The organism is Streptomyces sp. NPDC102467, from assembly GCF_044765445.1.
GTDB lineage: Bacteria > Actinomycetota > Actinomycetes > Streptomycetales > Streptomycetaceae > Streptomyces.
In genome coordinates this window covers 1-26,209 of record NZ_JBIWKA010000033.1, presented here as the reverse complement: position 1 = coordinate 26,209, position 26,209 = coordinate 1, and the positions used below count along the sequence as shown (strand labels likewise).

Genomic DNA, 26,209 nt, shown 5'->3' with positions numbered 1-26,209 from the left:
ACGCCCCGTCAGGTTGCGTATGGGTGGGGTGGGGAGGGCGTCAGAGGACCGAGACCCCGGCCAGCCAGCCGCCGTCGATCACGAACGGCTGCCCGGTGATGTACGCCGAGTCCTCCTCCGAGGTCAGGAACAGCGCGAGCCGCGCGACCTCCTCCGGCCTCCCGACGCGGCCGAGCGGCACGAGCTTGCGGTACAGCCCGTCGAGCGCCTCCGCTGCCTCCTCGGTGTTCGCCTCCGGATCGAGCTGGGAGGGGTTGCTCATGGCGGTGTCGATGGCGCCGGGGCAGACGGCGTTGACGCGGATCCCCTTCGCCGCCAGCTCCAGGGCGGCGACCTTCGTCAGCCCGACGATGGCGTGCTTGGTGGCGGTGTACGCGCCCACGTACGCCATGCCCGTCACGCCCGTGTAAGAGGCGGTGTTGACGATGGAGCCGCCCCCGGCGGCGGCTATCTCCGGGGCTACGGTCTTGATCCCCAGGAACGCGCCCACCTGGTTGACCTGCACTATCTGCTGGAACTCGTCGAGCGGGGTGGAGACCAGCTCGTTGAAGCGCAGGATTCCCGCGTTGTTGACGAGCCCGTCGATCTTCCCGAAGGCCGCCTTGGCCGCGGCGACCGCTGCCGCCCAGCCCTCCTCCTTGCTCACATCGAGATGCACGTACTGGGCGCTGCCGCCGCCTATGTCCTTGGCCACCGCCTCGCCCTGGTCGTCGAGCACGTCGGCCACGATGACCTTCGCCCCCTCGGACGCGAACAGCCGCGCCTCCTGCTCGCCCTGCCCGCGTGCCGCACCCGTGATGAGAACGACCCGCCCGTCGAGCTTGCCCATGGTCCGTGCTCCTCAGCTGAGTTGGGGTGCGACGTCGGCGGCGAAGGCCGCGATCTGGTCGACGAGTTCGGCGCGTCCGCGGCTGCGGAAGCGGACCTGGATCTGGTGTACGCCCATCGCGGCGTACGCGCGCAGCGACTCGGCGATCGCCGCCGGATCGCCGGAGACCGTGCGCCGCCCGACGTCCCAGGCCGGGGCGCCCACGTACAGCGGCTCGGTGATGGCCCCGACGGTGAGCGGCGCCTCGATGCCCGCCTCTTCGCGCAGCCGCTTCAGCGTGGCGATCTTCTCCGGCAGCCGGTTCCGCGGGTCGCCCTGCGGCAGCCACCCGTCGCCCTTGAGCGCGGCGCGGCGCACGGCGGGCGCCGAGGAGCCGCCGACCCAGAGGGGGACGCGGGTCTGGGCCGGGCGGGGAAGTTGCCCGAGCCCCTCGAAGGAGTACAACTCGCCTTTGTGCACGGGGTATTCGTCGGGGCCCAGCGCCGCCTTCAACGCGTCGACGCTCTCGTCGAGGACCGCGCCGCGCCGGTCGAAGTCCACCCCGAGGGCCTCGAACTCCTCCTGTACGTGCCCGGCCCCGACCCCGAGGATCAGCCGTCCGCCGCTCAGCCGGTCCAGGGTCGCGTACTGCTTGGCGGAGAGCAGCGGGTGCCGCAGGCCGACGATCGCGACGTGGCTGAGCAGTCGTACGCGCTCGGTGACGCCCGCGAGGTAGGACAGCGTGGCGACGGGGTCGTACCAGGTCGTCGACATGGCCTCGGCGAGCCGGCGCGGGATGGCGACGTGGTCGCAGCAGGCGATGTAGTCGAAGCCGCCCCGGTCGGCGGCGCGGGCGATCTCGGCGAGGTCGTCCGGGCCCGCGGCCACCTCCCAGGGTTCGGCGTAGATGGTGCTCTGGGACTGGATCGGGAGCTGAATCCCGTATGCGAGCCGCGCCATACCCGGACCCCTGCCTGACGGTTCGTCAAATATGGACTGGGCTCATACTCGTACCTGACGGTGCGTCAGACAAGGGTGCTGCGCGAGGCTGCGCCGCGACACCCGTCTGAATGGAGGGTGGCCGTCTGGGGAGTGTTGGCGGCTGTCTGATGCGTTCCGATAGGTGTCGGGGTGGGTCCGGGGCCGCCCGGGGTATGTCCGTGCTCGCCATCTTGATGGCCTCGCCGCTTGCTTCGGGCGTCGCTACCGCGTGCCGCTGTGCTGCGCGCGCACATACCCCGACCGTCCCCTCCCGTCTCGTACGCGACCTGAGGCCCGGTGGCGCGCTCGGTTCTCCGCCCCCTCCCGGCCGCCCTCTCCTGTCTCGTGGGCGACTGATCACCGGTTCCCTTTTCCCTTGCCTACGCCGACCGCCCCGCTTCGGCCTCGTGGGCAACTGCGCGCCGGTCCCCGCCCGCTCCGGCCGCCCCGTGAGCGACTGATCGCCGGTACTTCAAGCCCCTCCGGCGATTGAGGAGCGGGGTCCGGGGCAGAGCCCCGGGGCTGGGGAACAGCGCCGGGCGCATGACCAGGAGGCGGGGCCAGGGACCCGCCGCCCCTCCTGCCCCGTGGGCGACTGAGCACCGGTTCTCACCAAGCGCCGCCAGATCAAGCCCCTCCGGCGTTTGAGGAGCGGGGTTCGGGGCGGGGCCCCAGGGGCCGAGCCGCAGCGCCGGGCGCACGACCAGGACGCGGGGCCGAGGAACGCAACCTCACGGTCGCCACAGCCCCGCTTCCGTCAACCCGAGCAGCGAAATCGCGTTCCCCCGTACGATCCGGTCGACCGTCTCCGCGTCGAGGTGCCCCATCTGCTCCTCACCGACCTCCTTCGACTTGGGCCAGGTCGAATCGGAGTGCGGGTAATCCGTCTCGTAGAGGACATTGGCCAGACCGATGGCGTCGAGATTCTTCAGGCCGAACGCGTCGTCGAAGAAGCACCCGAAGACGTGCTCGGCGAAATACTCGCTCGGCCGCTTCCTGACCTTGTCGGCGACGCCGCCCCAACCGCGGTTCTCATCCCACACCACGTCGGCGCGCTCCAGGATGTACGGGATCCACCCGATCTGCCCCTCGGCGTACATGACCTTCAGGTTCGGGAACCGCTCGAACTTGCCGCTCATGAGCCAATCCACCATGGAGAAGCAGCAGTTGGCGAAGGTGATGGTGGACCCGACGGCGGGCGGCGCGTCGGCGGAGGTGGACGGCATCTTGCTGCTGGAGCCGATGTGCATGGCGATGACGGTGCCGGTCTCGTCGCAGGCCGCGAGGAACGGGTCCCAGTCGTCGCCGTGGATGCTGGGCAGCCCGAGGTGCGGCGGGATCTCGGAGAAGGCGACGGCGCGGACCCCGCGGGCCGCGTTCCTGCGTACCTCGGCGGCGGCGAGCGTGGCGTCCCAGAGGGGGACGAGGGTCAGCGGTATGAGCCGCCCGTTCGCCTCGGGCCCGCACCACTCGTCCACCATCCAGTCGTTGTACGCGCGTACGGAGAGCAGCCCGAGTTCACGGTCCGGGGCCTCGGTGAACGTCTGCCCGCAAAAGCGCGGGAAGGTGGGGAAGCAGAGCGCGGACTGGACGTGGTTGACGTCCATGTCAGCGAGGCGGGAGGGGACGTCGTAGGACCCCTTGCGCATCTGCTCGTAGGTGATGACCTCCAGCTTGATCTCGTCGCGGTCGTAGCCGACGGCGGTGTCGAGCCGGGTGAGCGGGCGGTGCAGGTCCTCGTAGATCCACCAGTCGCCGATGGGACCGTCGTCGCCGGGTTCTCCCATGACGGGCGCGAACTTGCCGCCCAGGAAGGACATCGACTTCAGGGGTGCGCGGACGATGCGGGGCCCGCGGTCGAGGTATTTCTTCGGGAGGCGGTCGGACCAGACCGTCGGCGGCTCGACGGTGTGGTCATCGACGGAAATGATCCGGGGGAAGTCGCCGGATTGCGGTGCGTTCTGGGTGGTTCCGGTCTCCGTGGTCTCCATGGGCTCACGGTAGCGCCGATCTGACGACCCGTCAGCTAGTGGGAGTTGAGGTTCGTACGCGTGAGGTCTCTGTGATGGCTGTCTCCCACGGCTGACGTATCCGCCATGAACAAGGCAAACTGGCGGGGTTGTCCTTGACGGTCCGTCCACACGACGGCGCGCCGCCTGGACGGCCATGGAAAGAGATGTGACCGGTGCTGGAGCGGCGGCAGGGGGCAACGATGGACGGCGGACCGCGGGTACCGGAGCAGCGGCGGTCCGACGCGACCCGGGACGCCCCGGGCACGCCGGCCCCGGGCTCCGACCTGCGCTTCAGCGTGCTCGGCCCGGTCCGGGCCTGGCGCGGCGGCGAACCGCTGGCGACGGGCTCGCCGCAGCAGTGCGCCCTGCTCGCCGCGCTGCTCCTGCGGGAGGGCCGTACGGCCACGGCGGGTGAACTCATCGACGCCGTATGGGGAGACGAGTCCCCGCAGCAGGCCCTCGCGGCGATCCGTACGTATGCCTCACGGCTGCGCAAGGCGCTCGGACCGGGCGTCCTGGTGAGCGAGGCGGGCGGTTACGCGATCCGTTCGCTGAGCCGGGACGCGCTGGACCTGGCCGCGGCGGAAGAGCTGTGGTCGGACGCGGAGAAAGCCAGGCAGAACGGCGACCTGTGCCAGGCGCGCGCCCTGGTGAACAAGGCGCTGGGCCTGTGGGACGGCGAGCCCCTGGCGCGCGTTCCCGGCCCGTACGCGGAGACCCAGCGGGCGCGCCTGGAGGAATGGCGCCTTCAGCTCACCGAGTGCCGCCTCGACATGGACCTGGAGCAGGGCTGCCACGCGGAGGCGGTCTCGGAACTGACGGCGCTGACCGCGGCGCACCCGCTGCGGGAGCGGCTGCGCGAGCTGCTGATGCTGGCGCTCTACCGTTCGGGCCGTCAGGCCGAGGCGCTGGCGGTCTACGCGGACACCCGCCGCCTGCTGGCGGACGAGCTCGGCGTCGACCCCCGCCAGGGCCTCGCCGAACTCCAGCAGCGCATCCTGCGCGCGGACCCGGATCTGGCGGAGCCCTCGGCGCCGGCGGCGGAACCCGCCTCGACTCCCCTGCGGCCCGCCCAACTACCCGCGAAGGTCCCGGACTTCACGGGCCGGGCCGCTTTCGTCACGGAACTGAGCGACGTGCTGTCGTCGGCGTCGTCCGAGGCGGGCACGGGCTCGGTGATGGCGGTGTCGGCGGTGGCGGGCATCGGCGGCGTCGGCAAGACGACGCTGGCCGTGCACGTGGCGCACGCGTCCCGAACCTCCTTCCCCGACGGCCAGTTGTACGTGGACCTGCAAGGCGCGGGCGCACGGGCGGCCGAGCCGGAGACGGTCCTCGGCTCGTTCCTCCGCGCCCTCGGCACCGCCGACTCGGCGATCCCGGACTCCCTGGAGGAGCGGGCGGCCCTGTACCGCTCGACGCTGGACGGCCGCCGCGTCCTGGTCCTGCTGGACAACGCGCGAGACGCCGCCCAGGTCAGACCCCTGCTCCCCGGCACGGAAGGGTGCGCGGCGCTGATCACCGGCCGGGTCAGGATGGTCGACCTGGTCGGCGCCCACCTGGTCGACCTGGACGTGATGTCCCCCGAGGAGGCGCTGCTGCTCTTCACGCGCATCGTCGGGGACGAGCGGGTGGCCGCGGAGCGGGAGGCGGCCCTGGACGTGGTGGCGGCCTGCGGCTTCCTCCCCCTGGCGATCCGCATCGCGGCGTCCCGGCTCGCCGCCCGCCGTACGTGGACGGTGTCCGTCCTGGCGGCCAAGCTGGCCGACGAGCGCCGCCGCCTGGACGAACTCCAGGCCGGAGACCTGGCGGTGAAGGCCACGTTCGAGCTGGGCTACGGCCAGTTGGAGCCGGGGCAGGCACGCGCGTTCCGGCTGCTCGGCATGGCCGACGGCCCGGACATCTCGCTGGCCGCGGCGGCCGCGGTGCTCGACCTGAGCGCCGAGGCCACCGAGGACCTGCTGGAGTCCCTGGTCGACACCTCGCTCCTGGAATCGGCGGCGCCGGGCCGCTACCGGTACCACGATCTGGTCCGGCTCTACGCGCGTGCGTGCGCCGAGCGGGACGAACTGCCGCCGGTGGAGCGGGAAGCCGCGATGTCACGGTTGCTGGACTTCTACCTGGCCACGGCGGCGACGATCTACGCGATCGAGCGGCCGGGGGACCGGCTGGTGGACGACCTGGAGGCCACCGAGCATCCAGGCCTGCGCTTCGCCGAGGGAACAGCCGCTCTGGACTGGCTGTACGCGGAGGCCTCGGCCCTGCTGAGCTGCGTACGGCAGGCGGCGGGGACCGACCGGCTGCGCCGCGCGGTGGACCTGCTCTGGGCGGCCAGGGATCTCGCCGAGTCCGGTGCGAACGCGCACCAGTACGAGGCGACGGCCAGGGCCATGTGCGAGGCGACGCAAGCCGCGCGGGACGTCCGTGCGGAAGGCCGCGCCCGCGCGACCCTCACCAATGTCCTCCTCGTCTCCGGCCGCATCCAGCCGGCCGCGGAAGAGGCCCGGCTCGCGATGGAGTCCGCGTCCGCCGCGGGGGACTCGACCGCCTCCAGCTGGGCGGCGCAGGACAGAGGCGTCATCGCGCTGCACCAGCACCGGTACATGGACGGCAAAGTCTTCTTCGACCAGGCCATAGAGGGATTCAGGGCCGCTGACAACGGACTCTGCGAAGCCACCGCCCTGTGCAACCTCTCCCGCGCGTACATGGGGGTCGGTGACACCATGAAGGCGATCGAGTTCGCGCAGCGCGGTCTCGCCCGCCACATCGAAGTGGGAAGCACGATGCGGCTCGGCAACGGCCACTACGCGCTGGGAGTTGCTCTCATCACGGCCGGCCGGCACCGGGAGGCCCTCAACCAGTTCTCCGAGGCGCTGACCATCTTCATGGACCACAGACAGCGCCTCTGGGCCGGGACGACCCACTTCAGGATCGCCGAGGCCCATCTCGCCGCCCGTCGCCCGGCCCAGGCGGCCCAGCACGCCGAACAGGCCCTCGCTCTTGAGTGCATCGGCGGTGAGCGGATGCAGGGCACCGTCCTGACGCTCCTGGGCCACGCCTTGTCCGCACTGAGCCAGGCGGACCGGGCGGCGGCATGCTGGCGGGAAGCCCTCAACCTCTACCAGGAGAACGGTGCTCCGGAAGCCGCTGATGTGCGCGCGCTGCTGACACCGGCCACGGCAGCCTGAGGGGCGGGGCTCCCCACGGACGACCGCAAGCGTTCAGCATTCGTTTATCGCCGCCCGGCAGTCTGACCTCAGTCACACCGTCGCGTCGGGGGGCAGACGGTCTGACCAGGAGCCCGAGAGATAGCGTGCGGCTCCGAGCGCCCGTCCGGCAACCCTCGGGGGAGTTTCCGGGCGGGCGTTCCTCACTGGCCCTGAGAAGAGGAACGACATGAGCAACGCGAAGAAGAACCCGGACGCCACTCCGCAGGACACGAACATGCCCAGCGAGCCGCTGGCGGAGACCGCCATCACCACGATGGACACCAACATGCCGTCGCCGCCGAAGGATTCGGGCGCCACGACGCAGGACACCAACATGCCGTCCCCGCCCGCCGTGGACGCCTGAGACTTTTTTCGAGACGGGGATCGGCCGCGGCGGCGCGGAGGGGGAGCCGCCGCGGCCGACGCATGTCCGGTGACCGCCAGGTGAAGAGGTTGTGGCGGCGGACCGATGCAAGACCCTGCCCGTCACGGAACTGTCCCGGCGGGCGACGGCCACGGCGCTTCCCGACGCGGTTCCCCGTAGGCCCCCAAGCCCCATGCGCGCATCGCATGTAACAGCCATGTATAAGGGAACGGTAAGACGGAACGCTCCCATGGCCCGAGTGGGTCCTAGTGATCAGCCCCCCACTCGTGCCGGGCACCCGGCACCGATCGCAAGGAACAACGATGCGCGCCCAGAAAATCACCCTCGCCACCCTCGCCCTCGTCGCCGGCCTCTCGCTCACCGCCTGCCAGGGCGGCGACGACGACGCCGCGAGCGCGAACGACTCCGGGGCTTCGTCGTCGTCATCGTCGTCATCGTCGTCGGCATCGTCATCGTCGTCCGACAACGGCTCCGAGAACTCCGGCGACAACTCCACCACCACGGAGTCCGCCGAAGGCAGCGGCGGCGGCCAGATCACCACCGGCACCTGCAAGACGTCGAACCTCGCCGTCAGCGGCGCCCACGGCATGGGCGAGGGCACCTTCACCGTCGCCTTCAAGAACACCGGCGAGGCCTGCTCCCTCAAGGGCTTCCCCGGAGTCGACCTCAAGATCGACAGCGGCAAGGGCGCCCTCAACGCCGAGCGCAGCAAGCTCGCCGCCCCGGCCGTCGCCCTGAAGTCCGGCGAGTCGACCCGTTTCACCCTGCACTACCCGCGCAACGACACCGGCGGCTCCGGCGTGGACATCGTCCAGCTCGTCGTCACCCCGCCCAACGAGACCCACTCCAAGACCCTGCCGGTCTCCATCAACCTGCCCGTCTCCGACACCACCACCGGGGCCGTCACGGTCGACCCGGTCGGCACCGGCAAGCAGTAGCCCGTACGCCTCCGGCCACGCCCGGCCGACCGCACGGCCGGGCGCCGGTACGGCGGGAGCTCCGCGGAACCGCCGCCGCACAGGGCGTCAGGCGAGCACCTGGACCGAGGGCTTCAGCCCAACCGCCGCGCCACCTCGGTCGCCCAGTACGTCAGGATCATGTTCGCGCCCGCCCGCTTGATCCCGGTCAGCGACTCCATGATCGCCTGGTCCCGGTCGATCCAGCCGCGCTCCGCCGCCGCCTCGATCATCGAGTACTCGCCACTGATCTGGTACGCGGCCACCGGCACGTCCGCCTCGGCGGCGACCTTGGCCAGGATGTCCAGGTAGGGACCCGCGGGCTTGACCATGACCATGTCGGCGCCCTCCTCCAGGTCCAGCGCCAACTCCCGCAGCGACTCCCGGGTGTTGGCCGTGTCCTGCTGGTACGTCTTGCGGTCGCCCTTCAGCGACGAGGCGACGGCCTCGCGGAACGGGCCGAAGAACGCCGACGAATACTTCACCGAGTACGCGAGGATCGCCACGTCCTCGCGGCCGATCTGGTCCAACGCGTCGCGTACGACGCCGATCTGACCGTCCATCATGCCGCTCGGCCCGACCACGTGCGCGCCCGCGTCCGCCTGGACCTGCGCCATCTCGGCGTACCGCTCCAGCGTCGCGTCGTTGTCGACGCGGCCCTGCTCGTCGAGAACGCCGCAGTGCCCGTGGTCCGTGAACTCGTCGAGGCACAGGTCCGACATGACGATCAGGTCGTCCCCGACCTCGGCCCGCACGTCCCGCAGCCCCTGCTGGAGAATCCCGTCGGGGTCGGTGCCGACCGTGCCGACACCGTCCTTCTTCTCCTCCAGCGGCACGCCGAACAGCATGATCCCGGAGACGCCCGCCTCGGCGGCCTCGGCCGCCGCCTTCTTCAGGGAGTCCCGCGTGTGCTGGTACACGCCGGGCATGGACCCGATCTCGACCGGCGCGTCGATCCCTTCGCGCACGAACGCGGGCAGGATCAGATCGGCCGGATGCAGCCGCGTCTCGGCGACCATGCGCCGCATGGTCGGAGTCGACCGCAGCCGCCGGGGCCGCGAACCGGGGAAAGAGCCGTACCGAGTCACTGAACAGTCACCTCGTACCTCTGCGTACCTACGTCAACGAACGTCAATAAAAACAGGGCGGGCACCCGGTCGGAACCGGGCACCCGCCCCCACTCTCTCTTACGGAGCCGCGCGCCTGCGCCGCGCCCCCGGCCGCCGTTCACTGGGCCGGGTCACCGGATCACCGGCCTCGACGGAGGCATCGCGCCGCCGCGCACCGAAGTCGGCCAGCGCGGCCGCCAGCTTGAGCACCGAAGGCTCCGGAGCCATCACGTCGACCCGCAGCCCGTGCTCCTCCGCGGTCTTGGCCGTGGCCGGACCGATACAGGCGATCACGGTCACGTTGTGCGGCTTGCCGGCGATACCCACCAGGTTGCGCACGGTGCTCGACGACGTGAACAGAACGGCGTCGAAGCCACCGCCCTTGATCGCCTCACGCGTGTCCGCCGGCGGCGGCGAGGCGCGCACCGTCCGGTACGCCGTGACGTCGTCGACCTCCCAGCCCAGCTCGATGAGCCCGGCGACGAGCGTCTCGGTGGCGATGTCCGCACGCGGCAGGAACACCCGGTCGATCGGGTCGAAGACCGGGTCGTAGGGCGGCCAGTCCTCGAGGAGACCGGCGGCCGACTGCTCGCCGCTCGGCACCAGGTCCGGCTTGACGCCGAAGGCGATCAGCGCGTTCGCCGTCTGCTCGCCCACCGCCGCGACCTTGATCCCGGCGAAGGCACGCGCGTCGAGCCCGTACTCCTCGAACTTCTCGCGTACGGCCTTGACCGCGTTCACCGAGGTGAAGGCGATCCACTCGTAGCGGCCCGTGACCAGGCCCTTGACCGCACGTTCCATCTGCTGCGGCGTCCGCGGCGGCTCGACGGCGATCGTCGGGACCTCGTGCGGCACCGCGCCGTACGACCTGAGCTGGTCGGAGAGCGATTCCGCCTGCTCCTTCGTGCGCGGCACGAGCACCTTCCAGCCGAACAGCGGCTTGGACTCGAACCATGACAACTGGCCGCGCTGGGCGGCAGCGGAACGCTCGCCGACCACGGCTATCACCGGGCGGTTGCCCTCGGGCGACGGCAGCACCTTGGCCTGCTTCAGCGTCTGCGCGATCGTGCCGAGCGTCGCCGACCAGGTCTTCTGGCGCGTCGTCGTACCGGCGACGGTCACCGCCAGCGGAGTGTCCGGCTTGCGGCCGGCCGCGACCAGCTCCCCGGCGGCGGCCGCCACCGAGTCGAGCGTCGTCGACACGACGACCGTGCCGTCGGACGCGCCGACCTCGGTCCAGCAGCGCTCGGAGGCCGTCCGGGCGTCGACGAAGCGGACGTCCGCACCCTGCGCGTCCCGCAGCGGGACACCGGCGTACGCGGGTACGCCCACGGCCGCGGCGACGCCGGGCACGACCTCGAAGTCGATGCCCTGCGTGGCGCAGGCGAGCATCTCGCCGGCCGCGTACGTGTCGAGCCCGGGGTCTCCCGTGACCGCACGCACGACCCGCTTGCCGCCCCGCGCGGCCTCCATGACAAGATTGGCCCAGTCCCTCAGAGCCGGGACCACGACGGCAGTTGACGCCTCGTCAGCGGCAGTCGTCCGCCCCGGCGCGTCCGCTTCGAGTACGGTCACGCTCGCCTTGGCGTGCGTGCGCACGACGTCGAGCACTTCGGGCTCGGCGATCAGCACATCCGCTCGGGTCAGGGCCTCCACGGCCCGTAGTGTCAGCAGTCCTGGATCACCGGGACCGGCACCAAGGAAGGTGACGTGCCCAGGTGCGCAGGCGGTCGATTGAGGCGTGGTGGGGCTCAAAGTGCTCGCTCCCCCATCAGACCGGCCGCACCCTTGGCCAGCATCTCGGCGGCGAGTTCGCGCCCGAGAGCCAGCGCCTCGTCCTCGGACGAGGGCACGGGACCGGTGGTGGACAGCTGCACCAGTGCGGTGCCGTCGGTGGTGCCGACGACGCCGCGCAGGCGCATCTCGGTGGCAATCTGCCCGTCGGCCAGAAGGTCGGCCAGCGCACCCACAGGTGCACTGCAGCCGGCCTCCAGGGCGGCGAGCAGGGCTCGCTCGGCGGTCACGGCGACCCGGGTGAGCGGGTCGTCCAACTCCGCGAGCATGGCGGCGAGTTCACCGTTCGTGGCGGTGCACTCGACTGCCAGTGCCCCCTGACCGGGGGCGGGCAGGACGATATCGGTCGCGAGGAGTTCGGTGATCTCCTCGACGCGGCCTATGCGGTGGAGTCCGGCGGCCGCCAGGACGACGGCGTCGAGCTCCCCCTTCTCTACGTAGCCGATGCGGGTGTCGATGTTCCCGCGGATCGGCACGGTCTCGATGGTGAGTCCGTGGCTCAGCGCGTACGCGTTGAGCTGGGCCATGCGACGCGGCGAACCGGTACCCACGCGGGCCCCGGCCGGCAGCTCGGTGAACTTCAGGCCGTCCCGCGCGATCAGCGCGTCCCGCGGGTCCTCGCGCAGCGGCAGCGCGGCCAGCGTGAGCTCCTCGGGCTGCGCGGTCGGCAGGTCCTTCAGGGAGTGCACGGCGAAGTCGATCTCGCCGCGCACCAGCGCGTCCCGCAGCGCGGTGACGAAGACTCCCGTCCCGCCGATCTGCGTCAGGTGCTCGCGGGAGGTGTCCCCGTACGTCGTGATCTCCACCAGCTCGACCTCACGGCCGGTCAACTGGCGTACGGCTTCGGCGACATGCCCGGACTGGGACATGGCCAGCTTGCTGCGCCTGGTCCCCAGCCTCAGTGCTTTGTCGGCGGCGGTCATGCCGGGCCTCGATTCTTGCCTACCGTGCCGGTAGCGGATTCACGGTCTTGGGGGGTGGCACGGGAGACGGATGCCACCGTCTCCTGGTCCAGGTCGAACAGGGTCCGCAGCGCGTCCGCGTACCCGGCACCGCCGGGCTCCGCGGCCAACTGCTTGACCCGTACGGTCGGCGCGTGCAGCAGTTTGTCCACCACGCGCCGCACGGTCTGGGTGATCTCCGCGCGCTGTCGCTCGTCGAGGCCGGGCAGCCGGCCGTCCAGGCGCGCGATCTCGCCGGCCACCACGTCCGCGGCCATCGCGCGCAGCGCGACGACGGTCGGGGTGATGTGCGCGGCCCGCTGGGCGGCGCCGAACGCGGCGACCTCGTCGGCCACGATCGCGCGCACCTGGCCCACGTCGGCGGCCATCGGCGCGTCCGCGGAGGCGTCGGCGAGGGACTCGATGTCGACGAGGCGGACCCCGTCGATCCGGTGCGCGGCCGCGTCGATGTCCCGCGGCATCGCCAGGTCGAGAAGGGCGAGCCCGACCGGGCGCAGCGGCTCGGGGACGCGCTCGCGGCGCATCTCGGGCACCCGGCCCGCGACGGCGAGCGCGGCGATGGCCTCGGCCTCGGAGAGCTCGGCGGGGCGCACGCGCTCACCCGGAGCGTTGTCGACCCAGGCGCCGTGCTGCTCCAGCGCGGCCGCGTCGAAACCGGCGACGGCGGCTTCGCCCTCGACGGAGAACCCGCCGCGCACCGCGTCGACCGGGCAGCTGTCGGCAACGCCCTTGCCACTGGCGGGAGTTGCAGTCGTCGGCACGTCACCGCCGGCGGTCGGCGTGCGTCCGGCGACGGCCGCGCGCACCGCCTCGGCGGTCAGTACGAGCCCGGTCGCGCCGGTACAGGAGATGGCCACGTCGGCACGTGTCAGTTCGTCCGCGACGGCGCCCATGGCGACGGCACGAGCCGCCGTACCGGACTCGCTCAAGATCTCTACGAGGCGGTCGGCGCGCTCCACCGTGCGGTTGGCGACGACGACCTCGGCGACCCCGGCGCGCGCGAGCGTCGCGGCGGCCAGCGACGACATCGAGCCCGCGCCGATCACGAGCGCACGCTTGCCCCGCGCCCACTCGGCCACCGGCTCCCCGGCGGCGAGCTGTTCCAGACCGAAGGTGACGAGGGACTGACCGGCACGGTCGATCCCGGTCTCGGAGTGCGCGCGCTTGCCGACCCGCAGGGCCTGCTGGAAAAGGTCGTTGAGGAGCTTGCCCGCGGAGTGCAGTTCCTGCGCCCGGGCGAGCGTGTCCTTGATCTGGCCGAGGATCTGGCCCTCGCCGACCACCATCGAGTCGAGCCCGCACGCCACCGAGAACAGGTGGTGCACCGCCCGGTCCTCGTAGTGCACATAGAGATAAGGGGTGAGCTCGTCGAGACCGACACCGCTGTGCTGGGCGAGCAGCGTCGACAGCTCGGCGACACCGGCGTGGAACTTGTCCACGTCCGCGTACAGCTCGATGCGGTTGCAGGTGGCGAGCAGCGCGGCCTCGGCGGCCGGCTCGGCGGCGAGCGCGTCCTGCAGCAGCTTGGCCTGGGCGTCCGGGTGGAGCGCGGCCCGCTCAAGGACGCTGACCGGGGCACTGCGGTGGCTCAGCCCTACGACGAGGAGACTCATGCCGGCATCACGGCGGGCACGTCCCCGTCAGGGCCCTTGCGGTCGGCGGAGAGGGTGGGCTTGGTGACCTTGGCGGCCGGACCCTCGACACCCACGGCGCCCTCGGCCGCCTCGATCGCGTTCTCGCCGGCCTTGCGCTGCTCGTGGAACGCGAGGATCTGCAGCTCGATGGAGAGGTCGACCTTGCGTACGTCGACGCCGTCCGGCACGGACAGGACGGTCGGCGCGAAGTTCAGGATGGAGGTGACGCCCGCGGCGACGAGCCGGTCGCAGACCTGCTGCGCGGCACCGGCCGGGGTCGCGATGACGCCGATGGAGACGCCGTTGTCGTCGACGATCTGCTCGAGCTCGTCGGCGTGCCGCACCGTCATACCGGCGACGGACTTGCCGGACATCGCCGGGTCGGCGTCGATGAGGGCCGCGACGCGGAACCCGCGCGACGCGAAACCACCGTAATTGGCCAGCGCCGCACCGAGGTTGCCGATACCGACCATCACGATCGGCCAGTCCTGCGTGAGGCCGAGCTCGCGCGAGATCTGGTAGACGAGATACTCGACGTCGTAGCCGACACCACGGGTCCCGTACGAGCCGAGGTACGAGAAATCCTTGCGCAGCTTCGCGGAGTTGACCCCCGCCGCGGCCGCGAGCTCCTCGGAGGAGACCGTGGGCACCGAGCGCTCCGACAGAGCGGTGAGGGCTCGGAGGTACAGCGGGAGACGGGCGACGGTGGCCTCGGGAATTCCTCGGCTGCGGGTCGCCGGTCGGTGAGTTCGGCCAGTTGCCACGGTGCTCCTGCGGGTAGAGCGGGGCTGCGGGCGGCTCTTCGTTTCCGGACCGCCCCGTCGAATGCAGGCTATGTCTTTGTGAACGCGTGCACAAAGATGGTGTCCGATTTGCCCGGCCAACGTGACCGGGGTCACGCGCCCCCGGCGCGCTGTGATGGAACCGGCGCGCAGGCAGCTTCGTTGCTCACCTGTGGGGGGCAAAACCGCACACTCTCCTTACGATCCAAGCCCCCCGAGACCAAACCGCCCCCGATCCTAAGCGACTTTCGGGACCAGTTGGACTCGTCGGTCAGTGACGTACACGACCGGGGGCGGCGCCCGTGCGCGCTCCGCTACTGCGTGAGCGCACGCCGCAGTCGCTCCTCCTTCACCCGCCAGAAGTCATGCTGCGCACCATCGACGAGAACGACCGGGATCTGCTCCCAGTACTTGCGGTAGAGATCCTCGTCCTCGGTGATGTCCTTCTTCTCCCAGCCCGCGCCGACCTCGGCACACACCTTCTCGATCACCGCCTGTGCGTCATCACACAGATGGCAGCCGGGCTTTCCGATCAGGGTGACGACACGCTCCTGCGGCTTCTTCTTCTCGCCGCGGCGAAAAATGGGACTCATACCGGCCATTCTGACCCCGCCTCCGGACCTCGTACGACGCCGGGATTTCACCGAGTGACAGCTTCCCGAAATCCGGGCGACTCCGGAAGCACCGAACAAACTGGCTATGCTCACGCCATGTCCCGCCCGACGCCCGACCGCCGCCCTGGTAGGAGGCAACCGTGCCGCTGATCGGATTCGGATGGCTCGCCCCCCGTAGGCGCCCAGCCACCGCGCGGAGCGTGCTGGCCGGCGAGGCTTCGGCGGAGGCCGCCCGCAAGACCTCCCTGGAGCTGGAGGAGCTGGAGGAGCAGGTACCGGCCCCCGGCGACACCGGCGAGGAACCGGAGTTCCCGGTCGTCGGCGACGACAAGGCCGCCGCCTTCTTCGACCTGGACAACACCGTCATGCAGGGCGCCGCGATCTTCCACTTCGGCCGCGGCCTGTACAAGCGGAAGTTCTTCCAGCGCCGCGAGCTGACCCGGTTCGCCTGGCAGCAGGCCTGGTTCAGGATCGCCGGGGTCGAGGACCCCGAGCACATGCAGGACGCCCGCGACAGCGCGCTGTCCATCGTCAAGGGCCACCGGGTCTCCGAGCTGATGTCCATCGGCGAGGAGATCTACGACGAGTACCTGGCGGAGCGGATCTGGCCCGGCACCCGCGCCCTCGCCCAGGCCCATCTGGACGCGGGCCAGAAGGTCTGGCTGGTCACCGCCGCGCCCGTGGAGATCGCCACGGTCATCGCCCGCCGGCTCGGCCTGACCGGCGCCCTCGGCACGGTCGCCGAGTCCATCGGCGGCGTCTACACCGGCAAACTCGTCGGCGAACCGCTGCACGGCCCCGCCAAGGCGGAGGCCGTCCGGGCACTGGCGTCCGGGGAGGGCCTGGAGCTCGGCCGCTGCGCCGCGTACAGCGACTCGCACAACGACATCCCGATGCTCTCGCTCGTCGGGCACCCGTACGCGATCAACCCCGATGCAAAGCTGCGCAAGTACGCGCGGGAGCGGGAGTGGCGGCTGCGGGACTACCGCACCGGCCGCAAGGCCGCGAAGGTCGGCATCCCGGCTGCGGCCGGCGTCGGCGCCGTCGCGGGCGGCACGGCAGCGGCGATCGCCCTGCACCGACGCCGCCGGTGACTTCCGGAGCCGGGCGCCCCGGGGTGGCCCGGCCGTAAGACCGTAAAGCGCTGTCTTACCCGTGCCCGGCTCCCGCCAGTCCCGTTGATACCACTCGGCCACAACGCGTCACGGCCGTAGCCCAAACATGACCTAATCCGATCACCAAGTGGTCACTCTCCGGTGCTTGAACCATCGTCGATCAGCTACAGAAGTGACGTAATCGGTGATTTGAGCAACTGGGTGTAGCGCTCCCTGCACGAAGCGTTATTCTCCTCAGACGCATTCCGGTACCCACGCGTCAATACGACGAGTGAACAGTTCCGCACTGCACGTGATGGAAGTCCTGCCTCTGGGAGTCCCGTGTTTCAACACGTCGGGGTTGACGCCTCGGGCCTGGCTACGCTGCGCGCAACGGTTGTGGACCGCTTGCGCGGCTTCGTCCCCACCGCGTACGCCGCCCCCGCCCTCGCCGTCGCCGCACCCGCCGGCCCGTGCTTCGCCATGGCCAACTCCGGTGCCGCCACAGTCGGCAGACGGACCCGCTCCGGCGCCGCCGGAGCGTCCGGTACGTCGACCGCGTCCACCCCTGCCCGCCGTCCCGCGGCGGACAGCGACAGCGCCCGCATGATGGACCTGGTCGAGCGCGCCCAGGCCGGAGAGGCCGATGCCTTCGGCCGGCTCTACGACCAGTACAGCGACACCGTGTACCGCTACATCTACTACCGCGTCGGCGGGAAGGCGACAGCCGAGGACCTCACCAGCGAGACCTTTCTGCGCGCCCTGCGCCGCATCGGCACGTTCACCTGGCAGGGCCGCGACTTCGGCGCCTGGCTGGTCACGATCGCGCGCAATCTGGTCGCCGACCACTTCAAATCGAGCCGATTCCGCCTCGAAGTGACCACCGGCGAAATGCTCGACGCGAACGAGGTGGAGCGGTCCCCCGAGGACTCGGTCCTCGAATCCCTCTCGAACGCGGCGCTGCTCGACGCCGTACGGCGACTCAACCCGCAACAGCAGGAGTGCGTCACGCTGCGCTTCCTGCAAGGACTGTCCGTCGCCGAGACCGCACGCGTGATGGGAAAGAACGAGGGCGCGATCAAGACCCTCCAGTACCGGGCCGTCCGTACGCTGGCCCGGCTGCTCCCGGAAGACGCCCGCTGATGACGCCATCACCGTCCGCGATTCTCAACTCACCTTCTGTGAGGGCGAGATGTGATCGCGGTCGGATCATCTTTCGTCCGTAACCCAAGTGCCGCGCCGCTCGTTGTGCGGGATGCAGGCTCCCTGTGGTCACTCCTGGACCGGCTTCGCTCACTCGTCCGTGTGCGAGCCGTCAGGGCGTGCAACCCTCAGGACCCCTTGGGGAGTCGACATTGGGAGTCGACGTCATGACGAGAGGAGGTGCCGCCAGTGATCGCGAACGTATCGGCACACCGGCGGGCGAACGCCTTCGCCCAGGCCCTGGAGGACCAGTCCGACCTGGACCCGGCGGCGCAGCAGCCGGAAGATCCGGTCGCTCAGCAGAGCGACCGGTCCGGTCGGTCCGACCGGGACAGGCTTCTGTCCCTTGCCTCCGGCCTCGGCGAACTGCCCGAGCCGGAAATGGACCCCGAGGTCAAAGTGGTGCAGCGGGCTCAGCTCGTCGCCGCCATGGAGGCCATGCTCCAGGAGGGCGGCGTGGGCCCCTCCGTACCGGAGCAGCGGTCCAAGGCCAAGGGAGCCCACCGGGCGGAATCACTGCGGAAGTTGCGGCCCCGCTCACGCCTGTCCAAGGGCCTCGCCGCGGGCGGGCTCACGGTCGGCGTGGCCGCGGGTGCGTTCGGCGGAGTGGCCGCCGCGAGTTCCGGCGCCCTGCCGGGTGACCATCTCTACGGCCTCAAGCGCGGCATGGAGGACCTCAAGCTCGGCATGGCCGACAGCGACTCCGACCGCGGGCAGATCTACCTGGACCAGGCGTCGACGCGGCTCAACGAGGCGCGCCGGCTGATGGAGCGCGACCGCGGCGGGCACCTCGACCATGAATCCGTGGGCGAGGTCAGGCGCGCGCTCTCCGGCATGCGGTACGACGCGTCCGAGGGCCACCGGCTGCTCAGCGCGGCGTACAAGCGAGACGGCTCGCTCGGCCCGATCCAGGCGCTGAACGCGTTCTCCGAGTCGCACCGCAAGAGCTGGAGCGCCCTGCGTGACCGGCTGCCGGTCCAGCTCGGTGACGTGCGGGACGAGGTGAGCTCGGTCTTCGACGCCATAGACCAAGAGGTCGACCCGCTGCGTTCCCTTCTCCCGCAGCCCCCCGCACCGGGCGGCGGCTCCGCGGGCACCGGCCGCGGCGGCGGTACGTCGCCGGGCGCGTCCGGCACCGACCGGTCGACGCCGTCCGGCTCGGCCGGCACCGAGCACCGCGGCGGCAACTCCAGCAAGCCGAAGCCGTCCAGCTCCGGCAGCGACAAGGACGACGACGGCCTCCTCGGCGAGACCACCGGCGGCCTCCTGGACCCGCCGAAGGACGAGAAGACGAGCCCGACCCCGTCGGACGGCAAATCCGGCTCCGGCACCACAGGCACGACCAAGCCGGACGTCACACTGCCCCCGCTGCTCCCCGGCCTGCTCCCCGGCCTCGGCATCGACGGCGAGGACGCCAAGTAGCACCGAACAATGCACAGGGCCCGGGGGCTTACCCCGGGCCCTGCTGCGTACCCCGGACCGGGCCGCGTCAGAGAAACACCGTCAGAAAAACACCGACCGCCGCTGCACCAACAGTTTGTACAGCGTGTGCTGGATCTGTTCACGGACCTGGTCGGTCAGGTTGAACATCAGCATCGGGTCCTCCGCGGCCTCCGGCGGATATCCGTCCGTCGGGATCGGCTCGCCGAACTGGATGGTCCACTTCGTCGGCAGCGGCACGGCACCCAGCGGCCCCAGCCACGGGAACGTGGGCGTGATCGGGAAGTACGGGAACCCGAGCACGCGCGCCAGCGTCCTCGCGTTGCCGATCATCGGGTATATCTCCTCCGCCCCGACGATCGAGCACGGCACGATCGGCGTCCCGGCCCGCAGCGCCGTCGACACGAACCCGCCCCGGCCGAACCGCTGCAATTTGTACCGCTCGCTGAACGGCTTCCCGATGCCCTTGAAACCCTCCGGCATCACCCCGACCAGCTCGCCGCCCTCCAGAAGACGCTGCGCGTCCTCCGCACAGGCCAGCGTGTGCCCGGCCTTGCGCGCCAGCTCGTTGACCACCGGCAGCATGAACACCAGGTCGGCCGCGAGAAGGCGCAGATGGCGCCCCGCCGGATGGTTGTCGTGCACGGCGACCTGCAGCATCAGGCCGTCGAGCGGCAGCGTCCCCGAGTGGTTGGAGACGATGAGCGCCCCGCCCTCCGACGGGATGTTCTCCACGCCCTTCACCTCGACCCGGAAGTACTTCTCCGCGATCGGCCGCAGCACCGACATCAGGACCTGGTCGGTGAGCTCCTCGTCGTAGCCGAACTCATCGATCTCGTACTCGCCGGTGAGCCGCCGCCGCAGGAACGCGAGCCCGCCCGCGACCCGCCGCTCCCAGCCTTCGCGTCCCTCACCCGCCGGGTCGGCCGGCTCCGCTTCCCGAACCGGCAGCGGTTTAACCTCACGCACGTCCCCTGCGCCCACGGGCTCGGCCTTGCGCCGGGCGCCGCCGCCGGTGCCCCGGCGGCGGGCGGCACCCTTCCCGGTGGCCCCCCGCGACCTGTCGTCGTCGAACGGAATGACCTTGGCATCCGCCATCGTTCACGCGCTCCTCAGTTGGCGCTCTGCGTCAGGGAGTGGCCGGGTGTGCGCCCGCCCAGGAAGGGCAGCGACGCGATCCTGTCCACCGCTGCCGCCACGGCCTGGGGCGGGAGCAGTCCGGGGCCCCGGCCGCGGACGAAGTCCGCGAAGGTCTCCGCGGTCGTGTACTTGGGCCGGAAGCCGAGCGTCTCCCTCATCTGGGCCGTCGACACCATCCGCCCGTGCGTGAGCAGCCTGATCTGCTCGGGCGAGAAGTCCGTCGCGCCCAGCGTACGCAGCGCGCCGCCCACCCAGGTCACGGCCGGCAGCAGGAAGGGAACGGTCGGCCGGCCGAGCCGGCGCGAGCACTGCGACAGCAGCAGCACGCCGTCACCCGCGACATTGAACGTGCCGCTGTTCAGCGTGCCGCGCTCCGCCTCGTGGGAGGCGATCCGCAGCACTTCGATCACATCGTCCTCGTGCACGAACTGCAGCCGCGGATCGTAGCCGAACACGGTCGGCAGGACCGGCAGCGAGAAGTACTCGGCGAGCGGCGAATCGGCCGTCGGACCAAGGATGTTGGCGAACCGCAGCACGCACACGGCGACATCGGGGCGACGCCGGGCGAACCCGCGCACATACCCCTCGACCTCGACGGCGTCCTTGGCGAAACCACCGCTCGGCAGCGACTTCGGCGGCGTCGTCTCGGTGAACACGGCCGGGTCGCGCGGCGCGGACCCGTACACGTTCGTACTCGACTTCACCACGAGCCGCTTCACGCTCGGCGCCTTCTGGCACGCGCCCAGGAGCTGCATCGTGCCGATGACGTTGGTCTCCTTCACGGAGCCGCGGCCGCCGCTGGCCAGCGGCGTCCCGGTGACATCCATGTGCACGACCGTGTCCACGGAGTGCTCGGCGAGCACCCGCGCGATCGTCGGCTGCCGGATGTCGGCCTGCAGGAAGTCCGCCCCGCCCAGATGGTGCGCGGGGGGCACCGCGTCCACGCCGATGACCCGGTCCACTTCCGGGTCCCGCTGGATCCGCCGTACGAAACGGCCCCCCAGCTGCCGGGCCACCCCGGTCACGAGCACGACCTTGCCCAAGATCAGCGCCTACCTTCCGTCCCAGCCCCGCCGCGCTCCGCATCCCCTGCGCGCGGCTCACGTTAGCGGTTCGATGTTGCGCTGTGATGACCACTCGATGCAGGAAGTGACGACAGCCACAGGCGTACGTACAGATCAATGCCTACTGCACGGGGGCCTACGAATACGAGTGTCTGGCGGAACATGTCCGAAACGCACTGTGGCCCTCCCACCGAACGGTGAAAGGGCCACAGACCGCGCTGATGCTGCGGTCGCTTACTTCTTGTTGCGACGCTGCACGCGCGTGCGCTTCAGCAGCTTGCGGTGCTTCTTCTTCGCCATCCGCTTGCGGCGCTTCTTGATAACAGAGCCCATGACTACCCTCGCTCACTTCTCGGACAACCCCCGCATAGCGGAGATGATCACTCGGTGCGGGGCTGCATTGGGGCCCACACGACCTACGGAGGGCCAGCCTACCCCGCCCGAGCGCCGAGCTAATAATCGAGGGCACCCCGGGCTCTCCCGGGGGTGCTGATCAGCCCGATTCCACCCCCACATAGGACTCGCGGAGGTACTCGTGAACCGCTTGCTCGGGGACGCGGAAGCTCCGCCCCACCCGGATCGCGGGCAGATGACCACTGTGCACCAAGCGGTACACGGTCATCTTGGACACACGCATGACCGAAGCGACTTCCGCGACGGTCAGGAACTGCACCTCGTTCAGAGGCCTACTCTCACCAGCAGCCATGTCACACCTGAACCTTCCGCACTCGACGGCCACCGGCTTCCCCTTCCGGTGACTCAACGTCGTTGCGTGCTCACTCCCCAGACTAGGGGCGTGTGGTGCGAGTGGGGAAGAGGAGCAGCGATCGGCCGCCTACTGTGACAGACACGCTCGATTGAGTACATAGCGAGTAAGCGGTCGGTAGTAATCAGACCGCACAGCGTCATCAAGCGGAACGACGACGGACACCTGCCCCTCGGCCTCACCGACGAACAGTGCGGGATCATCCGTATCTGCCAGGCCGATGGCGTCGAACCCCAACTGACCTGCACCGCAGACCCAGCCGTGGTCTCCCACTACAAGGTGCGGAAGCGGTCCGCCGGCCTCCGCGCAGGCGGCCAGAGCGGTACGAACCGGGAGTGGCGAGTGGGTGTGCGCGCCGGTCTCCGGGCCGGGTGGCCGTGCGCCGGGTTCACGCACCAGCGCGACTCCTCGTACGTAGTCAAGGTTGTACGTGCGTAGACCGAACCGGGTCGTTATGTCGACTCCACAACCCTGCGCGGGGGTGAGGACGGGGCACCCCAGCGCCGACAAGGCGTCCGCCAGCGCGGCGTAGAAGCCGAGCAATCGGTGCGGATGCCCGGTCCCGAAGAGCACCGGGGAGCGGGCATGGGCGGCTCTGCCGAGCCGGTCCCCGAAGGCGTCGAGCGCCGCCAGGGTCCGCTCCGGGTCGATGACGTCGAACCCGGACGTCTGGCCGGGATCACGGGACACCCCGCACTTGTCGGCCATGAGGGCGAGCAAGTCCCGCTGCCCCCAGGCCCATTCGGGATCGAGTCCGAGCAGCACACGCGGATCCCGCGCCTCGAAGAGGCGGTAACTGCGCAGACTCTCCTCGCGGGAGGTCGCCACGGGCCCGGCAAGCCGAGCCGCCAACAGGTGCGCACGCAAGGCGCCGGTGCTCAACACGCTCGTGATGCTGCTGCATTGAGACACCGGATACCCCTAAAACGCCTGAATACCCCACAGTCGGAGTAACCCCGGGCGTTTGTCCGAACAGGGCTGCAACAGGCGCTAAGGCAGCAGCCCTCGCAGCGGGAACGCGGCCCTCCGGGTGGCCAGGATCGCCTGGTCGAGGCGGTCCTCGGGGTCGTACCCCGCCTCCCACTCCCGGTACTCGACGGGCCAGCGCCCGTCGGTCATCCGTCCCGGCGCCAACTGCCGCGTACGGGCGAAGACTTCCTGCCGCCAGCCGTCCGGGATCACAGTCTCCGGCGCGATCTCCCGCCCCGCCGCGACGGCGACCAGATGCGTCCACGACCGCGGCACGACATCCACGACGGCGTACCCGCCACCGCCGAGCGCGACCCAGCGCCCCTGCGCGTACTCGTGCGCCAGCTCATGACAGGCGACCTGCACGGCCCGCTGCGCGTCGAGCGACACCGCGAGATGCGCGAGCGGATCCTCGAAGTGCGTATCGGCCCCGTGCTGGGTCACCATCACCTGCGGCCGGAACTGGGCGAGCAACTCCGGTACGACGGAGTGGAACGCCCGCATCCAGCCCGCGTCCCCGGTCCCCGCCGGCAGCGCGACATTGACGGCTGTTCCCTCCGCGGGACCATCAGGACCGGTCTCCTCGGGCCATCCGGTCTGCGGGAACAGGGTCCGCGGATGCTCGTGCAACGACACGGTGAGCACCCGCGGGTCCTCCCAGAACGCGGCCTGCACGCCGTCCCCGTGGTGCACGTCCACATCCACGTACGCGACCCGCTCGACACCCAGCTCCAACAGCCGGGCGATGGCGAGGGCCGCGTCGTTGTACACGCAGAACCCGGACGCGGCGCCCGGCATCGCGTGGTGCAGCCCGCCGGCGAAGTTCACGGCGTGCAGGGCCTCCCCGCGCCACACGGCTTCCGCGGCCCCGACGGACTGCCCGGCGATCAGCGCGGACACCTCGTGCATACCGGCGAACGCCGGATCGTCGACGGTCCCGAGGCCGTACGCCCCGTCGGCGGCACCCGGATCGGCGGACGCGGCCTTGACCGCCTCCACGTAGTCCTGGCGGTGCACGAGCCGCAGCGTCGAATCGCCCGCCCGCTTGGCCGCGACGACCTCGACGTCCCGGTCGAGCCCGAAGGCGTCGACGAGACGCCGGGTCAGGTCCAGCCTGACCGGGTCCATCGGATGATCCGGCCCGAAGTCATACCTCGTTACCGCCGGGTCCCACATCAACTGCGCGCGGCCGCTCATGCTTGCCACCGTATCGGTCCGTCCCGGACCCGAACGAAGGGGCGTAGACGAGCGTCACCAGCACCAACGCCATCGGCACGAGCATCGCCCAGCGGTAGCTCCACGCATCGCCCAGGGCTCCCACGAGCGGCGAACCCACCAGAAAACCGACGTAGTTGAAGATATTGAGCCGCGCGACAGCGGCATCGGACGCGCCGGGGAAGAGCCGCCCCGCGGCGGCGAAGGTCTGCGGCACGATCACACACAGCCCGAGCCCGAGCAGCGTGAACCCCAGCATCCCCACCCAGGGCCCGGGAGCCACCGCCACGACACCGAACCCCGCGGCGGCCACCAGCGTCCCGAGCCGCACCACGACCACGGCCCCGAACCGCCGCACACCCACATCACCCACGGCCCGCCCCACCAGGGTCATCACCATGTAGACGTTGTACGGAACGGTCGACAGCTGCTCCGAACTCCCCAGCACGTCCTGCAGATACTTCGCGCTCCAGTTGGAGACGGTCGAGTCCCCGATGTACGCGAACGCCATCACCAGGCACAGCGGCAGCAGCATCTTGAAGACGACACCGCCCGCCCGCTCCGGCACCACGTCCTGGACGGCGCCCACGCCCCCGTCGACGTACCACCGGCTCGCGATCAGCGCGGCGGGCAGCAGCACCACGACCACGGGCAGGTACGACACGAACAGCGACAGATCCCAGTGGGCACCGACCCACGCGAGCGAGGCGCCCACGATCCCACCGAGGCTGTAGGCGGCGTGAAAACCCAGCATGATGCTGCGCCCGTACGCCCGCTGCAGGCTCACCCCGAGCATGTTCATGGACGCGTCGAGAGCGCCCACGGCGAGCCCGAACGCGCCGAGCGCCACAGCGACCTGCCACAGGGTCTCCCCCGCGCCCACGCCGAGGAGCGCCAGGAGCACGACGGGCTGCGACCACCGCAGCACCCGGCTGGGCCGCACCCGCTTCACCAACTGCTCGGTGCCCACGCTGGCGACCCCGGCCAGGATCGGCACGGCGGCCAGGAACACCGGCAGCAGCCCGTCCGAGATCCCGTACTGGTCCTGAATGGCGGGAATCCGCGTCACCAGCAGCGCGAACGCCGCCCCCTGCGCGAAGAAGCTGAACCCCAGCGATCTTCGCCCCCAGCGCTGCACGCCGGTTATGCCACTCGAACCATCTGCGTCATCCGTGCCACCCGTGCCATCAGTCATGGCGGCACAGCGTAGGCCTCCGCCCTACCCGTGGGTAGATGGATCAGAGAACCAAAAGACGACCGTGACCTCAGCCCGCGACCTCAGCCCAGCAGTCCGGGCAGCTCCCGCATGTCCTGGAAGAGGGCGAAGGACCCGTCCAGCCGCTCAGCGGGCGTCATCGCGGTGAACCCGTACACATCCATCCCGGCAGCCACGGCGGCCTGCACCCCGAGCGGACTGTCCTCGATGACCAGGCACTTCTCTGGCGCTACGCCCATCCTCTCGGCGGCATACAGAAACAGATCCGGTGCCGGCTTCCCCCGCCCCACGTCCTCCGAGCTGAAGACCCGCCCCTCACCGAACCACGTGTCGAGCCCGGTCGTCCGGTGCCCGACCCGGATCCGCTCATGGCTCCCGGAGGACGCCACGCAGTACGGCACCCCGTCGGCGGTCAGCTTCTCCAGCACGTCGACCACGCCGGGCACGGGCTTCAACTCCCGCTCGAAGGCGGTGAACACCCGCCCGTGGAACACGTCGTCGAAGTCATCGGGCAGCCGCTCCCCGGTCCGCTCGAGCACGAGGTCGTGTACGCGGTGCATGGCAGCGCCCATGTAGTCGCGCAGGGAATCCTCGTACGAGGTCGGATGCCCGAGCTCGGTGAGATAACCGGCGAGGAGCGTATTGGAGATCGGCTCACTGTCGACGAGGACGCCGTCGTTGTCGAAGATGACGAGTTCGTAGCGCATACCAATGGACCCTAAACGCAGAAAACCCCCGTGCCGAATGGCACGGGGGTTTTCTCTAAAATTAGTTCGGCGGCGTCCTACTCTCCCACAGGGTCCCCCCTGCAGTACCATCGGCGCTGTGAGGCTTAGCTTCCGGGTTCGAAATGTAACCG

Annotated in this window: 23 protein-coding genes and 1 rRNA gene; 6 read left to right on the top strand and 18 right to left on the bottom strand. The window is 70.4% G+C overall.

What is annotated here, in order from left to right; translation table 11 throughout:
• Window positions 1–40: 40 nt before the first annotated feature.
• From ACIREE_RS40310 to ACIREE_RS40300, 3 genes are all read right to left on the bottom strand, one after another.
• Window positions 41–829, bottom strand: coding sequence for an SDR family NAD(P)-dependent oxidoreductase (locus tag ACIREE_RS40310; RefSeq protein WP_404164218.1), 789 nt, complete (start codon window positions 827–829; stop codon window positions 41–43).
• A 12-nt stretch (window positions 830–841) separates the two neighbouring features.
• Window positions 842–1,768 (bottom strand): LLM class F420-dependent oxidoreductase, encoded by a 927-nt coding sequence (locus tag ACIREE_RS40305; RefSeq protein WP_404164216.1) that lies wholly within the window; start codon window positions 1,766–1,768, stop codon window positions 842–844.
• Window positions 1,769–2,520: 752 nt separating this feature from the next.
• Complete coding sequence (locus ACIREE_RS40300; protein ID WP_404164215.1) at window positions 2,521–3,780, bottom strand: amidohydrolase family protein; 1,260 nt, start codon at window positions 3,778–3,780, stop codon at window positions 2,521–2,523.
• 221 nt (window positions 3,781–4,001) lie between these two features.
• Here ACIREE_RS40300 and ACIREE_RS40295 point away from each other — a divergent pair, with 221 nt between their 5' ends.
• From ACIREE_RS40295 to ACIREE_RS40285, 3 genes are all read left to right on the top strand, one after another.
• Window positions 4,002–6,986, top strand: coding sequence for a BTAD domain-containing putative transcriptional regulator (locus tag ACIREE_RS40295; RefSeq protein WP_404164213.1), 2,985 nt, complete (start codon window positions 4,002–4,004; stop codon window positions 6,984–6,986).
• A gap of 208 nt (window positions 6,987–7,194) precedes the next feature.
• The gene (locus tag ACIREE_RS40290; RefSeq protein WP_404164211.1) at window positions 7,195–7,371 is read left to right on the top strand and encodes a hypothetical protein; all 177 of its coding nucleotides are present in this window, start codon (window positions 7,195–7,197) and stop codon (window positions 7,369–7,371) included.
• A 323-nt stretch (window positions 7,372–7,694) separates the two neighbouring features.
• Window positions 7,695–8,330: a DUF4232 domain-containing protein gene (locus ACIREE_RS40285; RefSeq protein WP_404164209.1), complete on the top strand. Its 636-nt coding sequence runs from the start codon at window positions 7,695–7,697 to the stop codon at window positions 8,328–8,330.
• A 113-nt stretch (window positions 8,331–8,443) separates the two neighbouring features.
• On the opposite strand, the gene hemB is transcribed toward ACIREE_RS40285, so the two are convergent.
• The 6 genes from hemB to ACIREE_RS40255 all read right to left on the bottom strand — a co-directional run bounded on the left by hemB (window position 8,444) and on the right by ACIREE_RS40255 (window position 15,231).
• The gene (gene hemB, locus ACIREE_RS40280) at window positions 8,444–9,436 is read right to left on the bottom strand and encodes a porphobilinogen synthase (RefSeq protein ID WP_404164207.1); all 993 of its coding nucleotides are present in this window, start codon (window positions 9,434–9,436) and stop codon (window positions 8,444–8,446) included.
• A gap of 99 nt (window positions 9,437–9,535) precedes the next feature.
• Window positions 9,536–11,212 (bottom strand): uroporphyrinogen-III synthase, encoded by a 1,677-nt coding sequence (locus tag ACIREE_RS40275; protein WP_404164205.1) that lies wholly within the window; start codon window positions 11,210–11,212, stop codon window positions 9,536–9,538.
• Window positions 11,209–12,174 (bottom strand): hydroxymethylbilane synthase, encoded by a 966-nt coding sequence (gene hemC, locus ACIREE_RS40270; RefSeq protein WP_404164203.1) that lies wholly within the window; start codon window positions 12,172–12,174, stop codon window positions 11,209–11,211. Before hemC ends, ACIREE_RS40275 begins: the two co-directional genes overlap by 4 nt.
• On the bottom strand, window positions 12,171–13,826 hold the full coding sequence (locus ACIREE_RS40265) for a glutamyl-tRNA reductase (RefSeq protein WP_404164201.1): 1,656 nt from the start codon (window positions 13,824–13,826) through the stop codon (window positions 12,171–12,173). Before ACIREE_RS40265 ends, hemC begins: the two co-directional genes overlap by 4 nt.
• Entirely contained in the window at window positions 13,823–14,611 is a 789-nt protein-coding gene (locus tag ACIREE_RS40260) for a redox-sensing transcriptional repressor Rex (RefSeq protein WP_404164199.1), read from the bottom strand. Before ACIREE_RS40260 ends, ACIREE_RS40265 begins: the two co-directional genes overlap by 4 nt.
• A 332-nt stretch (window positions 14,612–14,943) precedes the next feature.
• The gene (locus ACIREE_RS40255) at window positions 14,944–15,231 is read right to left on the bottom strand and encodes a glutaredoxin family protein (protein ID WP_404164197.1); all 288 of its coding nucleotides are present in this window, start codon (window positions 15,229–15,231) and stop codon (window positions 14,944–14,946) included.
• A 158-nt stretch (window positions 15,232–15,389) separates the two neighbouring features.
• Here ACIREE_RS40255 and ACIREE_RS40250 point away from each other — a divergent pair, with 158 nt between their 5' ends.
• The 3 genes from ACIREE_RS40250 to ACIREE_RS40240 all read left to right on the top strand — a co-directional run bounded on the left by ACIREE_RS40250 (window position 15,390) and on the right by ACIREE_RS40240 (window position 18,962).
• Window positions 15,390–16,337 (top strand): HAD family hydrolase, encoded by a 948-nt coding sequence (locus ACIREE_RS40250; RefSeq protein ID WP_404164245.1) that lies wholly within the window; start codon window positions 15,390–15,392, stop codon window positions 16,335–16,337.
• Between the two features lie 342 nt (window positions 16,338–16,679).
• Entirely contained in the window at window positions 16,680–17,480 is an 801-nt protein-coding gene (locus tag ACIREE_RS40245; protein WP_404164195.1) for an ECF subfamily RNA polymerase sigma factor, BldN family, read from the top strand.
• Between the two features lie 249 nt (window positions 17,481–17,729).
• Window positions 17,730–18,962 (top strand): DUF5667 domain-containing protein, encoded by a 1,233-nt coding sequence (locus ACIREE_RS40240; RefSeq protein WP_404164193.1) that lies wholly within the window; start codon window positions 17,730–17,732, stop codon window positions 18,960–18,962.
• An 81-nt stretch (window positions 18,963–19,043) separates the two neighbouring features.
• On the opposite strand, the gene ACIREE_RS40235 is transcribed toward ACIREE_RS40240, so the two are convergent.
• From ACIREE_RS40235 to rrf, 9 genes are all read right to left on the bottom strand, one after another.
• Window positions 19,044–20,078, bottom strand: coding sequence for a lysophospholipid acyltransferase family protein (locus ACIREE_RS40235; RefSeq protein WP_404164192.1), 1,035 nt, complete (start codon window positions 20,076–20,078; stop codon window positions 19,044–19,046).
• Between the two features lie 14 nt (window positions 20,079–20,092).
• Entirely contained in the window at window positions 20,093–21,163 is a 1,071-nt protein-coding gene (locus ACIREE_RS40230; RefSeq protein ID WP_404164191.1) for an NAD-dependent epimerase/dehydratase family protein, read from the bottom strand.
• Between the two features lie 255 nt (window positions 21,164–21,418).
• Window positions 21,419–21,517, bottom strand: coding sequence for a 30S ribosomal protein bS22 (locus ACIREE_RS40225; RefSeq protein WP_003948845.1), 99 nt, complete (start codon window positions 21,515–21,517; stop codon window positions 21,419–21,421).
• A 160-nt stretch (window positions 21,518–21,677) separates the two neighbouring features.
• On the bottom strand, window positions 21,678–21,890 hold the full coding sequence (locus ACIREE_RS40220) for a helix-turn-helix domain-containing protein (protein ID WP_404164189.1): 213 nt from the start codon (window positions 21,888–21,890) through the stop codon (window positions 21,678–21,680).
• Between the two features lie 129 nt (window positions 21,891–22,019).
• Window positions 22,020–22,835 (bottom strand): phosphatase, encoded by an 816-nt coding sequence (locus ACIREE_RS40215; RefSeq protein WP_404164187.1) that lies wholly within the window; start codon window positions 22,833–22,835, stop codon window positions 22,020–22,022.
• Between the two features lie 105 nt (window positions 22,836–22,940).
• Complete coding sequence (locus ACIREE_RS40210) at window positions 22,941–24,116, bottom strand: acetoin utilization protein AcuC (RefSeq protein ID WP_404164185.1); 1,176 nt, start codon at window positions 24,114–24,116, stop codon at window positions 22,941–22,943.
• Window positions 24,067–25,281 (bottom strand): MFS transporter, encoded by a 1,215-nt coding sequence (locus tag ACIREE_RS40205; protein ID WP_404164243.1) that lies wholly within the window; start codon window positions 25,279–25,281, stop codon window positions 24,067–24,069. The genes ACIREE_RS40210 and ACIREE_RS40205 overlap by 50 nt, the downstream gene beginning before the upstream one ends.
• Before the next feature lie 131 nt (window positions 25,282–25,412).
• Complete coding sequence (locus ACIREE_RS40200; RefSeq protein WP_404164183.1) at window positions 25,413–26,057, bottom strand: HAD family hydrolase; 645 nt, start codon at window positions 26,055–26,057, stop codon at window positions 25,413–25,415.
• A 64-nt stretch (window positions 26,058–26,121) separates the two neighbouring features.
• Window positions 26,122–26,209 (bottom strand): 5S ribosomal RNA (rrf, locus tag ACIREE_RS40195); the annotation flags it as partial.